Here is a 12,771-nt window from a genome sequence, read left to right as displayed (position 1 = left end):
ACGGGTGACGCAGGGCACGGAGCGGCCCGGCGCGCAACTCGGGCCGGCCTACTCGCCGGTCGTCGGGCGGGCCCTCCACAGGTCGCGGAGCAGGGCGATCTCGGCCATGTGGTGGATGAACTCCAGGTTGGACCCGGCCAGGACGGAGACGTAGGGATCGTCGGGATCGGAGCCGTACGGGTACTGCGAGAAGCCGACCGTGTCGAGCTGTTCCTCCGTGAGGGTGCCGACGCTGTCGCGCCAGCGGTCGATCAGGGCCCAGAACCGTTCGAGCGCGAGGGCCGCGGAGGGGGTGAAGTCGACCAGCTCCTTCGGCTCCCGGCGCCGTTCGCCGAAGGTCCACTCCCAGCCGCCCTGGAAGTGGAAGTGCAGGTGGGCGATGCGCCACGCGATGGTCGTGACCGGTGTCTCGTCGGGCTCCGGCTCGCCGGTGTGGGCGAGGACCTCCCGCACCCGCTCGACGCTCACACTCCAGTCCTCGGCGATCTTGTCGACGGTCATCCCGTCCGCGGCCTGCCGAGCGACCTCGGCGTACTCGCTCGCCGGGATGTCCGCCGCCCCCAGATCCATCACCCACGCGCCCGGCCCGAACGCCCTGGGCGTCGTCGCCTCGGCCCGGGGGCGGAGCGACCAGCTTCCGGGCGCCGGTTCCCACAGGTACTCCTCGTCGCCGAGTCCCGTGAGCCGTACCTGGGCCGCCTCCCTCGCCTTGTCGAACTGTTCCAACAACAGGCCCAGGCGATCCATGCGCGTGCCCTCGGTCCCCATGTCCGGCCCCTTCCGCGGTCGCGTCGTGCCCCACACAGGGCAGGGCGGAACCTAACGGCTCACGGCACGGGGGCGCGACCCATTTCCCTCCGCGGAGGCGGCCCCGCGATTCATGGCCCGCACCGCTGAATCGCAGCGGACCGAGCGGTTGGACTTCGCCACAAAGGCGGCGCAGAGTTGACCCGTACCCCTTTCGATCAGCGAAAAGGGCCCCATACCTGTCGCCGGCGGAGAACACATCATGAGCCACGTCCCTGATCCCAAGCGCTACGACGGCACCATGCGCTACCGGCGCACCGGCCGCTCCGGACTCGACCTGCCGCTCCTGTCCCTCGGGTACTGGCACAACTTCGGTGACGACAAGCCGTTCGAGACGCAGCGGGAGATCGCCCTGCGGGCGTTCGACCTCGGGATCACGCACCACGACCTGGCGAACAACTACGGGCCGCCCTACGGCTCGGCGGAGATCAACTTCGGCCGGCTGATGCGGCAGGACCTGAAGCCGTACCGCGACGAGCTGGTCGTGTCCACGAAGGCCGGCTGGGACATGTGGCCCGGCCCGTACGGTCAGGGCGGCGGCTCCCGGAAGTACGTGCTCGCCTCCCTGGACCAGTCCCTCAGCCGAATGGGCCTGGACTACGTCGACATCTTCTACTCGCACCGGCTGGACCCCACCACGCCGCTGGAGGAGACGATGACCGCCCTGGACACCGCCGTCCGCCAGGGCAAGGCGCTCTACGTCGGCATCTCCTCCTACGACACCGAGCGCAGCCGCCAGGCGGCCGCCATCCTGCGGGAACTGGGCACGCCGCTGCTGATCCACCAGCCCTCGTACAACATGCTCAACCGGTGGGTCGAGACGGACGGTCTCCTCGACGCCGCCGACGACGAGGGTTTCGGTGTCATCGGCTTCACCGCGCTCGCGCAGGGGCTGCTCACCGGCCGTTACCTCGACGGTGTCCCGAAGGACTCGCGGGCCGCCCAGGACAAGTCCTTCGACACGGGGTGGCTCTCCGAGGAGACGCTGCGCCGCCTGCGGGCCCTCAACGAGATCGCCGGCCGGCGCGGTCAGAGCCTCGCCCAGATGGCACTCGCCTGGGCCCTGCGCGACGAGCGGGTCACCTCCCTGGTGATCGGCGCCTCCCGTACCGAACAACTGGAGCAGAACGTCGCGGCGCTCGACAACCTCGACTTCTCCGACGAGGAACTGCGCGAGATCGACGAGCTGACCGTCGGCAGTTTCAGCGTCGACCTGTGGAGCGACGCCCGCCAGGGCACCCTCGACAGCTGACCCGCCGATCCGCCCCCACCGTCGAACGAGCAGGCGGCGGGGTCGAACGGCTCCGACGCTCCTTCGCCCCTGGTGCCCCCGTACGTACGCGTACGGGGGCACCACGCGTCGGTGCGGGGCATCGGAAAGGAACGTGGACCGGTCCGGGAACTCGCGCGTGCCTCCGCGCGACTGTCTGAGGGCAGCGGCCGAAGTGCGGCCGGTGTAGGGCGTCGTCGCGGCGGGTCGTCGGCGGACGCCGCCCTGCCCTGCACGCTGACGGCGCCTTGTGCGCCGCCGACAGAGCGAGGTCCGACCATGTCCGTCAGCTCCGAGATACCCGACCTGCCCGGCGCGGGCACCGAAAGACCGGAGTCCGGGGTACGACCGCCCGCACCGGCGGGGCGTCGGACGGGCCTCGGCGCGCTCCTGGTGCGGCTCCACTTCTACGCCGGTGTCCTGGTGGCGCCGTTCCTGCTCGTCGCCGCGGTGACCGGCCTCCTCTACACCTTCACGCCGCAGCTCGACGCGTTCGTCTACGACAGGGAGTTGAGCGTCGCCCACACCGGCGACAGCACCAGGCCGCTCGCCGGACAGGTGGCAGCCGCGCGGGCCCGGCACCCCACCGGCACACTGATCGCCGTGCGTCCGGGAACGGGCGACGCGACCACGCAGGTGGACTTCGCACTGCCCGAACTTGGCGAGAAGGCGCACACCGTCTACGTCGACCCGTACACGGACGAGGTGACGGGGCAGCTGACCACCTGGTACGGCAGCACTCCGCTGACGACGTGGCTGGACGACCTCCACCGAAACCTGCACCTGGGCACGGCCGGCCGGTACTACTCGGAGTTCGCCGCCAGCTGGCTGTGGATCCTGGTCCTCGGCGGGCTGGTCCTCTGGTGGCGCCGACAGCGTGGAAGCCGGACGGCACGGCCACTGCTGCTGCCGGACCGGACGGCCAAGCCGGGGGTACGGCGCACCAGAAGCCTGCACGCCGTGACGGGCGTGTGGCTCGCGGTCGGTCTGCTGGCCCTCTCCGCGACCGGTCTGACCTGGTCACGCTTCGCGGGCGAGCACTTCTCCCAGGCGCTGGACTCCCTGCGGTCCGGCACCCCGGGAGTGTCCACCAGCCTGTCGGGTTCCCCGGCCGGTGCGGCGGGCGGCCATGACCACGACGAGGGCGGGACGGACGCCCACAAGACGGGGAGTGTCGATCCCGCGTCCGTGGAACGAGTCCTGGACGCGGCGAGGGACGACGGCCTGGACGGCCCGGTGGAGATCGCCGTACCCCAGGACGACGCCACGGCATGGACCGTCTCGCAGACCCGCAACCTGTGGCCGGTCGGTCGTGACAGCCTCGCGGTCGACGCCTCCACCGGCGAGGTCGTCGACCGGGTGGACTTCGCCGACTGGCCGCTGCTGTCCAAGCTGACGCGCTGGGGCATCAACGTTCACATGGGCACCCTGTTCGGCCTCGCCAACCAGGTGCTGCTGGCCGTCCTGGCCGTCGGCCTGATCTGCGTGATCATCTGGGGCTACCGCATGTGGTGGCAGCGCCGGCCCACCCGCGCCGACCGCCGTGCCGCCCTCGGTGCGCCGCCGGCCCGTGGCGCCTGGCGCGGTGTGCCGTCGGCGGGCCTGGCCGTCGGTGTCGTCGCCGTCGTGGCGCTCGGCTGGGCCCTGCCCCTGTTCGGTGTTCCGCTGGCCGCGTTCCTCGTCGTCGACCTCGTCACGGGAGTCGTCCGGGGTCGCCGGGTCGCGCAGCCTTCGGGCGGCCGACCGTGACGGGCGAGCGTGCACCCGGACACGACACCGACGCCGTACGGCAGACAGGAGTCGACGCGTGATCGCGGCGAGCGGACTGCGCTGGACCCTCACCCTGGTGTTCGCCCTGACGACGGCCCACGGGTTCCGGCGCGCCGTCATACCCGGTGCCACCAGGGCCGATCGCGTGGACCACGCCCTGCACACCGCCATGGGGCTCGCCATGATCGCGATGGTCTGGCCGTGGGGCATGGACCTCGCGGCGGGACCGCAGATCGTGGTGTTCGTGGCCGGCGCGCTGTGGTTCGTGTGCGCCGCGCCGTTCCGTGGCGGCGAAGGGACCCGACGCGAGGGGCTGCCCGGCGCGCTGGCCCAAGCGGTGCTGATGGGGGCCATGGCGTGGATGGTGACGCTGATGGACTCCGGAGACATGGGCGACGGGGCCGGGGGAGGCGGCGCCATGCAGGGCATGCCGGGAATGGACATGTCGGGGAGCGCCGGGGCGGCCACCATGACGCTCACCGACACGGGCCCGAAGGCGGCGGCGGGAGTCCTTGCCCTGGCGTCGGTGGGGTTCGCGCTGTGGTGGCTGACGCAGGCCTTCGACCGGGCCCGGGCTGTTCCCGCGACCGCGACCGCGGCGGGCCCGGTGCCGGGCGGCGGCGAAGCGGCACTGGGGCCCGCGTGTCACGCGGCCATGGCCCTCGGCATGGCGACGATGTTCGTCCTGCTCCTCTGAACCGGCCCGCGGTCACGCGTCGTTGACGCGGGCGGCGGAGACCCGCGAGGGAACCGGATAAGGCGGAGCTCACTCCGGTTGATGGGCCCGCGCGCGACGGAGGCGTCCGGCACGCGCGGGCCCACGCGCGACGGCCTGGTCGCACCGGCCGGCGCCGGGCGCGTGAGACACCCGTGGCGTGTGTGACGCACGTCATAATTCGTCGTCGGAACTCGGTGCCCCTTCCGTCCGACTTCTCAACCGGCGCGGCCGATCAACCGCCGCATGCCGCCCAAGGGTTCGAGACAACCAGGAAGGCCGACCATGGCCGAGTCCCGACAACCGCCCCGCGCCGCGCGAGCGATTCCGCGCACCGGCGTGATTCCGCCCGCGCTGGCCGGCTTCCTGCTGCTGCTCGCGCTGGCGTTCTGGGCGTCGTACGCCGTCGGGTCCGCGGCAGGTCCGGTCGCGCCCGGTCTGCACGGCACGCGGACCGGGTCGGGCACCGGTGACGGGACCGGCGGTGGCGGAGACGACGGGGACGGCGGCATGGAGAACATGCCGGGGACGACCCACGGGCACGGTGGGTGATGACGGCCGAACCGACCACCGCCCTGACGCTCACCGATCTCACCATCGGCGGGATGACCTGCGCGGCCTGCGTCCGTCGCGTGGAGAAGAAGCTCGCCAAGCTCGACGGCGTCACCGCGACCGTCAACCTGGCCACCGGCCGCGCCCGTGTCAGCCACCCCGACGACGTGGCACCGCACGACCTCGTCACGGCCGTCGAACAGGCCGGCTACCAGGCCGCCCTGCCCGTGCCACCCGTCCGCGAGGACGAACCGGCGGAGCATTCCGGCCCCGACCCCGCGGAGGCCACGTCCCGAAGCGAGCGCGAACGACTGCTGGTCACCGCCCTGCTGGCCCTGCCCGTTCTCGCCCTCTCCATGGCACCGGACCTGCAGTTCCGCAACTGGCAGTGGCTGTGTTTCGCGCTGACCGCCCCGGTCGCCGTGTGGAGCGCCTGGCCGTTCCACGAACGGGCGGTACGAGGGCTGCGGCACGCCGCGGCCACCATGGACACCCTTGTCTCGCTGGGCGTCGTCGCCTCCTTCTCCTGGTCGGCCTACGCCCTGTTCTTCGGGGGAGCGGGCGACCCCGGCATGCGCATGCCGTTCAGCCTGCTGCCCTCCGCGTCGGACGGGACGGCGCACGTCTACCTGGAAGCGGCGGTGAGCGTCCCGCTGTTCGTGCTCACCGGCCGGTTCCTGGAGGCACGCGCTCGCCGAGGCACCGGAGCGGCCCTGCGGTCCCTGGCGGAACTGGCCGCCAAGGAGGTGTCGGTGCGCGACGCGAACGGCGAGCGGTCGATCCCCGTCGAGGCGCTGCGGGTGGGCCAGGTCTTCGTCGTGCGCCCCGGTGAGCGGGTCGCCACGGACGGCCGGGTGACGGAGGGCGGTTCCGCCGTGGACCTGTCCCTGGTGACGGGGGAGAGCGAGCCCGTCGAGGTGAGTCCCGGCTCGGCCCTGGTGGGCGGGGCCGTCAACGCCGGCGGTCTGCTCCTCGTACGGGCCACCGCCGTCGGCGCGGACACCCAGCTCGCCCGGATCACCCGGCTGGTGACGGACGCGCAGGCCGGCAAGGCCCGTGCGCAGCGGCTCGCCGACGCGGTGGCCGGGGTCTTCGTGCCGGTCGTCCTGACCGTCGCGGTGAGCGTCCTCGGCTTCTGGCTCGGTGCCGGGGCCGATCCACAGGCCGCGATCACCGCGTGTGTCGCGGTGCTCGTCGTCGCCTGCCCCTGCGCGCTGGGCCTGGCCACCCCCACGGCCCTGATGGCGGCGACCGGCCGAGGAGCCCAGCTGGGCGTGCTTGTGAGCGGACCGCGGACGCTGGAAGCCCTCCAGCACGTGGACACCGTCGTCCTGGACAAGACCGGCACTCTGACGTCCGGTCACATGACGGTCGCCCGGGTGACCGCGACACCCGACGGCATCGGCCAGGAGGCCGCGCTCCGGCTGGCGGGGGCCGTGGAACAGGGCTCGGAACACCCCCTGGGCCGGGCCGTCGCCGCGCACGCCCGTCGTGCCGCCGACGGCCCGACTCTTCCGGCCGTCGCGGGCTTCACCGCGACTCCGGGACAGGGGGTGCGGGGCCGGGTGGAGGGCCGTACGGTCCAGGTACGGCTGCCGGAGGGCGAGTTGGCGCCGGATCTCGCGGACGCCCTCGCGGTCGCGGAGGCCGCGGCGCACACGCCCGTCCTGGTTCTCGTGGACGGCCGGGCCGAGGCGCTGATCGCCGTCGGGGACGTCGTACGGCCCGGCAGCTACCGGGCCGTCGACCGGCTGCGGCGGCTCGGAATCCGCCCGGTCCTCGCCACCGGCGACCGCGAGGGGCCCGCGCGAGCGGTGGCCGAAGCGCTGGGCATCGACGAGGTGCACGCCCGCTGCTCCCCGGAGGACAAGGCCGCTCTGGTCCGCCGGTTGAAAGAGGAGGGCGGACGGGTCGCGGTCGTCGGCGACGGTGTGAACGACGCCGCCGCGCTCGCCGGCGCCGACCTCGGCATCGCCATGGGCGGCGGGACGGACGTGGCGATCGGCGCCGCCGACCTGACCCTCGTCCGCGGGGACATCGAGGCCCTCGGCGACGCGGTGCTGCTCGCCCGGCGCACGCTGGGGACGATCCGGGCCAACCTGGTGTGGGCCTTCGGCTACAACGTCGTCACCGTGCCACTCGCCATGGTCGGGCTGCTCGATCCCATGGTCGCCGCCGCCGCGATGTCCGCCAGCTCGGTCCTGGTGGTGGGCAACAGCCTTCGCCTGCGCGCCTGGCAGCCCGCCCCGGCCCGCCGCGGACACGCCTCCGCCCGCCGCGGCCAAGGACCCCGACCTGTAGGGGCCGGTGTGCGATGAGGAGCCTGGTGCCCCGTCCGACGGCCGCCCTCGGAGACGACCGGCGACGCCTGAGGGATGCCGCCCTCGCGGTCCTCGTTCCCGTCGCCGCCTGCAGCGTGACCCTGGCGTTCCTGACGACCTGGGTACGAACCGGCGAGGCGGGCGGGCCCGCGCACGTCACCGTCACCGAGGGACGGCTGCTGATGCCGTCGGCCGGTGTGCCGGAGACCGCGGTGTTCTTCCGCATCGGCAACGACGGCGGCTCGGCCGACCGGCTGCTGAGCGTCACCTCGCCCGACGTCCGGGGCGGTGCCACGCTCACCCGGCACCGGATGACGGGCGGCGGCGCGGCCTACCGGGAGACGATCGAGTCGGTCGCGATACCGGAGGGCACGGCCCTCGCGATGTCGCCCGATGGAGTGGATCTCACGGTCACCGCGGGGACCGCCCGATGGCGTCCCGGCGATCTCGTGCCCTTCACCCTCGACTTCCGGCGCGGCGGCAGGATCGACGTGTTCGCCGTCGTGGTCCGCCCCGGCACGGCCTCGTTCTCGTAGTCGTCCCCGACACCCCGCGAGTTCCCGGCAGTCTCCTGTGACATGAGCCACCGTCAGCCCCGTGAGGTGGTCCCGCACCCGCCCGCGTACCACCTGATGTCGACCGGATCCGGGTGCGAAGATGGGCGCGTCATGACTGTCGGAGGGTGGTGCCGCACGCTGCGGGCGGGTGTGTTCGCCGCCGCCTGCGTGGTGTTGGCCGCCCTCGGCCACGTCATGATGTCCGGTTCCGCCGTCCCCGGCTGGGCCATGACAGCCGGCGCTGTCGCGACCGCGGGGGCCGGCTGGTTCCTGGCCGGCCGTGAACGCGGCCGCGCGCTGATCGTCACGGTCGTGGTCACCACCCAGGCCGCGCTGCACGAGATGTTCGCACTGGCCGGCCGGCCGACCTCCACGCCGACCTCCGCCGCGTCGTCCGCTCCGGCCGACGGGTTCGGCACGGACATGGGGCCGATGGACATGAGCCGCATGGACATGGGGTCCATGGGCCGCATGGCACACGGCACGGGCGGTGCGCCGCACGCGCACACCATGGTCGGCACGGGCGGGAGCGCACTCGGCATGCTGGCCGCCCACCTCCTCGCCGCGGCCCTGTGCGGACTGTGGCTCGCGTACGGCGAGCGCGCCGTCTTCCGTCTCCTGCGGGCCGCGGCCGCTCGACTGGCCGCCCCCTTGCGGATGCTGCTGGCGCTGCCCGTGCCGGGCGGCCGGCCGCCCGTCCGCGCGCGCCGCGCCCCCGCGCCGCGGGCCTCCCTCGCCCGCTTCCTTCTCTGCTACACCGTCACCTCCCGGGGACCGCCCGTGGGTACCGCTGTCGCCTGAGACAGCCGGATCCACCGGGGCTCACCCCTGCTCGACGTCCCCCGCCCCCTCCTGTGGCGGATCTCCCTGACGGCCCGCGCACCGCGTCCGTCCCGTTCGTCGAACGCGGGCCACGAGCTCCGGGCATCGCCGTACCCATCGCGTACGGCGCACCCCATGGGCCGGAGCGCCACGCCTCGTCACGGGACGTCGGCCCCGGACGACCTCGAGAAGGACATCACGTGATCACTTCTGTCCTGCCCGCTCCCCGCGTCACGTCGCGCGCCGCTGCGGACGCCTCCGCCACCGCCTGGGCACTGGCCGCGCGCGACGGAGACCCCCACGCCGCCGACCACTTCGTCCGCGCGCTGCACGGCGACGTACTGCGCTACGTCGCCCATCTCAGCGGTGACCCCCAGATCGCACCGGACCTGGCCCAGGAGACCTTCGTCCGGGCCTTCGCCAGCCTGCCTCGCTTCGAGGGGCGGGCCTCGGCGCGCACCTGGCTGCTGTCCATCGCGCGCCGCGCGGTCGCCGACAGTTTCCGCCGTGCCGCCGCGCGGCCCCGGCAGGCCGACACCCACGACTGGCAGGCGGTCATGGAACGCGCGCAGCCCTGCGGTCTCCCCGGCTTCGACGACGGGGTCGCGCTGCTCGACCTGCTGGAGGCGCTGCCCGACGAACGCCGAGAGGCGTTCGTGCTGACGCGGATCGTGGGCCTCTCCTACGACGACGCGGCCCGCTTCATCGGCTGCCCCATCGGCACGGTCCGCTCCCGGGTGGGACGGGCCCGGGCCACCCTCGAACGCCTGCTCGCCGAGGCGGACTGCCCTGCCGTCACCGCCGCATGACGTGAGAGCCGGCGCCTCCTCGCGGGGGCGCCGGCCGCCGGTCGGACCCAGGCTCCGCGTGGGGCGCCCGAGGGCGCACGCCCTCCCCAGGTGGTCGCCCGGTCGACCGGTCCGGTTCCCGTGCGGCACGGGGGAGCGGAAGCACCGGGGGTGAACGGGCGCATGAGCGCGGCCGACCGTGCTCCCGGCGCCCCGAACGGCGGCGCGTGGCGCTGTGGGCTCCGGGTATGCCCAGGGCAGCCACTGGCCCCAGGTGATCGACGTACCCGCGGCCGCGAGCCCTGCGAAAGGGAGTTGACGATGAGTGACCTCACCGGCCTGGAGCCCCTGGCGACGTTCTGCGGGAACTGCGACTGCGGCTGCCCGCAGCTGTTCGTCGACCCGGGCGCCCCGGCGGAGCGCCGGGTGCTGCTCACCGACGACTTCGGTCAGCGGGTCCAGATGAGCGTCGACCAGTTCGCCTCCCTGGTGGAGGAGGCGAAGGCCGGAAAACTGGACGGCATCGCCACCGCCTGACCGATGGCACTCACGGGGCGGGGGACCGAGACGCCGGTGTGGCCCTGGGACGAGCAGCCCGGACGGCGGACCACGCGGTACAGGAGCGGGACCGGCATCGCCTGGCCGGTGCCGGCCGCCACCGTGGCGGTGCTGGCCGGCGGCTACGGCTGGCTGGGCGCGGTGATCGCGGACACCACGGGAGCCGTGATCGGTGGCCTGCTCGGGCTGCTGGTCAACGGACTGCTCCTGCTGCTCGTCGGCCGCGTGACGTCAGGCCCCGGGACGTCACGCGCCATGACGTCCCGCGCACCGGCGTCCCGCGCCCCGATGTCCGGTCGTCCGGCGTCCTGCTCCGTACCGACCGATCGGCCGTCGTCCCCACACGACTGACCCGGCCCGCTCCGGGACTGCGGAGCGACACGGGATCGGAGCCGCCACGAAGGCCCGCTCAGAACGACCATCGCGTGTGCGTGAACACCCCGTCGTCCCGGCCGAAGCCGTACGCCGTCGACGGTGCCACCGCGAACACCGCCACGTCCCCCTTGCGGAACGCGTCGCTCATACCGTGGAAGGTGCCCTCCGGCGAGGTGATGTGCGCTCCGTACTTGCCCTCGTACGCGGTGATCACCTCTTCGAGAACCGCCGGATCGGCGACCCGTTCCGCCGTGCCCTCGATCACGAGGTCGAGCCCTTCGGCGAGCGAGTTCGTCCCGGTGGTCAGCGCACAGTGTCCGTGGTGGGCGAGGTTCTTGGCCTTCTGTTCGGCCGGGCCGGTGGAGAAGTACAGCACCCCTTCGTGCCAGGCGGCGATCACGGGAGTGACGTGCAGCCGGCCGTCGGGCCGCACCGTCGACAACCAGAAGATCTCGGCGGTCCCCAGCTCCCGCCGGGCCTCGGCCCAGTCGGTGGCGGCGACCTCCTCGGCACCCGGGCGCGGGTTGAGCGCGGAGCTGTACCGGGCGTCGAGCTCGGTGACGGGCTGCTGTGCGGGTTCCTGCGTCGGCATGGGAACTCCCTTCCTCTCTGTCATATCGACCGATCTGCCCGACCGAACTCATCGCCGCGCCCGTCCCGGGTCCGTGGTGCACCCGATCGGACGCCGTGCGACCGCCGGGCGCCGCCACTCCGGATGCGCGCGGTCCCCGGCGCCCGCACCCTGGGTGCATGTCCAGCGATCAGCCCGTCGTCGTCTACCCGCCCACCGCGGACGGCGGCCGAAGAGTGCGCCTCCACCAGGGCTTCGTCGGGATGGCCTACACGTTCCTCGACATCGCCGAGTTCCTGCGCCGGGCCGGCATGGAGGACATCGAGGCCTCCGACGTCAGGACCGCGGACTGGATCGAGTGGCGGGGCGGCGGGCCCGGGGTCTGGGACCACTGACGCGGACCGGTCACGACAGGTGACCAAGGGGCCGACGCGCACGTGTGCCAGGAAGTCACCCCGCCGGATTCCTGCGTGCCTTTGTGCGAGCAGAGTTCGCCCGACCGCTGGTCTAACGGCCTACTGGCCGGTATACAGGCGGGGTTGAGTCCGCCGGGCACGAGCCGCCGAGCGGCCCGGTGCCGTCGAACGACCCATGCGCCGTGGTCGCCGTTGCCCGATCCGTGGACTGTCAGGGCTTCAGGGGAGGGGCATGATGTTGCAACGGACGCGTCCGGGCGAGGCCATATCGAAGCGCCGCACCGCCATGGCGCTTGCGGTACTGAGCAGTTGCGCGCTCACCGCCGGCGCCACCGGAACGGCCTCCGCCACGGCGGGGGAGCACCACGGAACACCCCGCTCCAACTACGTCGCGCTGGGCGACTCCTACACCTCCGGACCGCTGATCCCCACACAGGTGGACGCCAACTGCGCCCGGTCCGACCACAACTACCCCTCGATCACGGCGAACCAGCGCAAGGTCACGTCGTTCAAGGACGTCAGCTGCGGCGGTGCGACGACCGCCGAGATGTGGCAGGCGCAGGGAACCAACGGACCCCAACTGGACGCGGTGAAGCGGGACACCGACCTCGTGACCGTGCAGATCGGCGGCAACGACGTCGGCTTCGGCTCGATCATCGGCACCTGCGCCGGTCTCAGCGCGAAGGACCTGGCCGGCAACCCCTGTCAGCAGTACTACGGGGCCGCGGGCTATGACCAGTTGACGCTGAAGATCCTCCAGACGGCCCCCAAGGTCGCGCGTGTGCTGCGGGCGGTGCACGACAAGGCACCCCACGCGCGCGTGGTCGTCGTCGGTTACCCGGACCTGCTTCCCGACGACGGTACCGGCTGCTACCCGACCGTCCCGTTCGCCGCGAAGGACTTCCCGTACCTGCGCGACACCGAGAAGCACCTCAACATCATGCTGCGCGCGGTGGCACTGCTGAACCGGGCCGACTACGTGGACACGTACGGCCCGACGGTGGGCCACGACATGTGCAAGGCGCCTGCCGACCGCTGGATCGAGCCGCTGCGTCCGACCGCGCCGGCCGCTCCCGCCCACCCCAACGCCAAGGGCGAGGAGGCCATGGCCCAGGCCCTCATGAAGACGCTCGCCCGGGGCGCCGGACACCGCTGATCCGCTGATCCGCCGCGACCGGCAGGCCGTACGGGTGCGTACGGCACCCGGCACGGAATCCGGCGCCCGTCCCGGCCCGGGGCGGACGCCGGG

General features: G+C 73.0%; 14 protein-coding genes. 12 read left to right on the top strand and 2 right to left on the bottom strand.

The window, feature by feature from the left end; genetic code table 11:
• Window positions 1-48: 48 nt before the first annotated feature.
• Window positions 49-768 (bottom strand): DinB family protein, encoded by a 720-nt coding sequence (locus OG406_RS02735; RefSeq protein ID WP_329183698.1) that lies wholly within the window; start codon window positions 766-768, stop codon window positions 49-51.
• A gap of 241 nt (window positions 769-1,009) precedes the next feature.
• Here OG406_RS02735 and mgrA point away from each other — a divergent pair, with 241 nt between their 5' ends.
• The 10 genes from mgrA to OG406_RS02685 all read left to right on the top strand — a co-directional run bounded on the left by mgrA (window position 1,010) and on the right by OG406_RS02685 (window position 10,511).
• Window positions 1,010-2,059, top strand: coding sequence for an L-glyceraldehyde 3-phosphate reductase (mgrA, locus tag OG406_RS02730; protein WP_329183696.1), 1,050 nt, complete (start codon window positions 1,010-1,012; stop codon window positions 2,057-2,059).
• A gap of 297 nt (window positions 2,060-2,356) precedes the next feature.
• Window positions 2,357-3,826, top strand: coding sequence for a PepSY-associated TM helix domain-containing protein (locus OG406_RS02725; protein WP_329183694.1), 1,470 nt, complete (start codon window positions 2,357-2,359; stop codon window positions 3,824-3,826).
• 58 nt (window positions 3,827-3,884) lie between these two features.
• A complete protein-coding gene (locus OG406_RS02720) occupies window positions 3,885-4,544 on the top strand; it encodes a DUF5134 domain-containing protein (RefSeq protein WP_329183693.1) in 660 nt (219 codons plus the stop codon).
• A 303-nt stretch (window positions 4,545-4,847) separates the two neighbouring features.
• Entirely contained in the window at window positions 4,848-5,114 is a 267-nt protein-coding gene (locus OG406_RS02715; protein ID WP_164375716.1) for a hypothetical protein, read from the top strand.
• Entirely contained in the window at window positions 5,114-7,432 is a 2,319-nt protein-coding gene (locus OG406_RS02710) for a heavy metal translocating P-type ATPase (protein ID WP_329183692.1), read from the top strand. Before OG406_RS02715 ends, OG406_RS02710 begins: the two co-directional genes overlap by 1 nt.
• Before the next feature lie 8 nt (window positions 7,433-7,440).
• Entirely contained in the window at window positions 7,441-7,971 is a 531-nt protein-coding gene (locus tag OG406_RS02705; protein ID WP_323179370.1) for a copper chaperone PCu(A)C, read from the top strand.
• Between the two features lie 132 nt (window positions 7,972-8,103).
• Window positions 8,104-8,793 carry a hypothetical protein gene (locus OG406_RS02700; protein WP_267049688.1) on the top strand — a complete coding sequence of 230 codons (690 nt, stop codon included), beginning with the start codon at window positions 8,104-8,106 and terminating at the stop codon, window positions 8,791-8,793.
• A gap of 221 nt (window positions 8,794-9,014) precedes the next feature.
• Entirely contained in the window at window positions 9,015-9,623 is a 609-nt protein-coding gene (locus OG406_RS02695; RefSeq protein ID WP_266850233.1) for a sigma-70 family RNA polymerase sigma factor, read from the top strand.
• A 300-nt stretch (window positions 9,624-9,923) separates the two neighbouring features.
• The gene (locus OG406_RS02690; RefSeq protein WP_081224455.1) at window positions 9,924-10,139 is read left to right on the top strand and encodes a hypothetical protein; all 216 of its coding nucleotides are present in this window, start codon (window positions 9,924-9,926) and stop codon (window positions 10,137-10,139) included.
• 3 nt (window positions 10,140-10,142) lie between these two features.
• Window positions 10,143-10,511 carry a hypothetical protein gene (locus OG406_RS02685; protein ID WP_329183688.1) on the top strand — a complete coding sequence of 123 codons (369 nt, stop codon included), beginning with the start codon at window positions 10,143-10,145 and terminating at the stop codon, window positions 10,509-10,511.
• A 58-nt stretch (window positions 10,512-10,569) separates the two neighbouring features.
• Here the strand turns inward: OG406_RS02685 and OG406_RS02680 are convergent, their stop codons facing one another.
• Entirely contained in the window at window positions 10,570-11,127 is a 558-nt protein-coding gene (locus OG406_RS02680; protein WP_329183686.1) for a pyridoxamine 5'-phosphate oxidase family protein, read from the bottom strand.
• 158 nt (window positions 11,128-11,285) lie between these two features.
• On the opposite strand from OG406_RS02680, the gene OG406_RS02675 reads away from it, so the two are divergent.
• On the top strand, window positions 11,286-11,501 hold the full coding sequence (locus tag OG406_RS02675; RefSeq protein WP_081224452.1) for a hypothetical protein: 216 nt from the start codon (window positions 11,286-11,288) through the stop codon (window positions 11,499-11,501).
• A gap of 256 nt (window positions 11,502-11,757) precedes the next feature.
• The gene (locus tag OG406_RS02670) at window positions 11,758-12,678 is read left to right on the top strand and encodes an SGNH/GDSL hydrolase family protein (RefSeq protein WP_329190619.1); all 921 of its coding nucleotides are present in this window, start codon (window positions 11,758-11,760) and stop codon (window positions 12,676-12,678) included.
• Window positions 12,679-12,771: the final 93 nt, after the last annotated feature.

Origin of the sequence: Streptomyces sp. NBC_01428 (genome assembly GCF_036231965.1) — a bacterium.
In the GTDB taxonomy this organism is placed as follows: Bacteria; Actinomycetota; Actinomycetes; order Streptomycetales; family Streptomycetaceae; genus Streptomyces.
The sequence above is the reverse complement of the archived record's forward strand: the minus strand, read 5'-3'. Positions and strand labels throughout refer to the sequence as shown.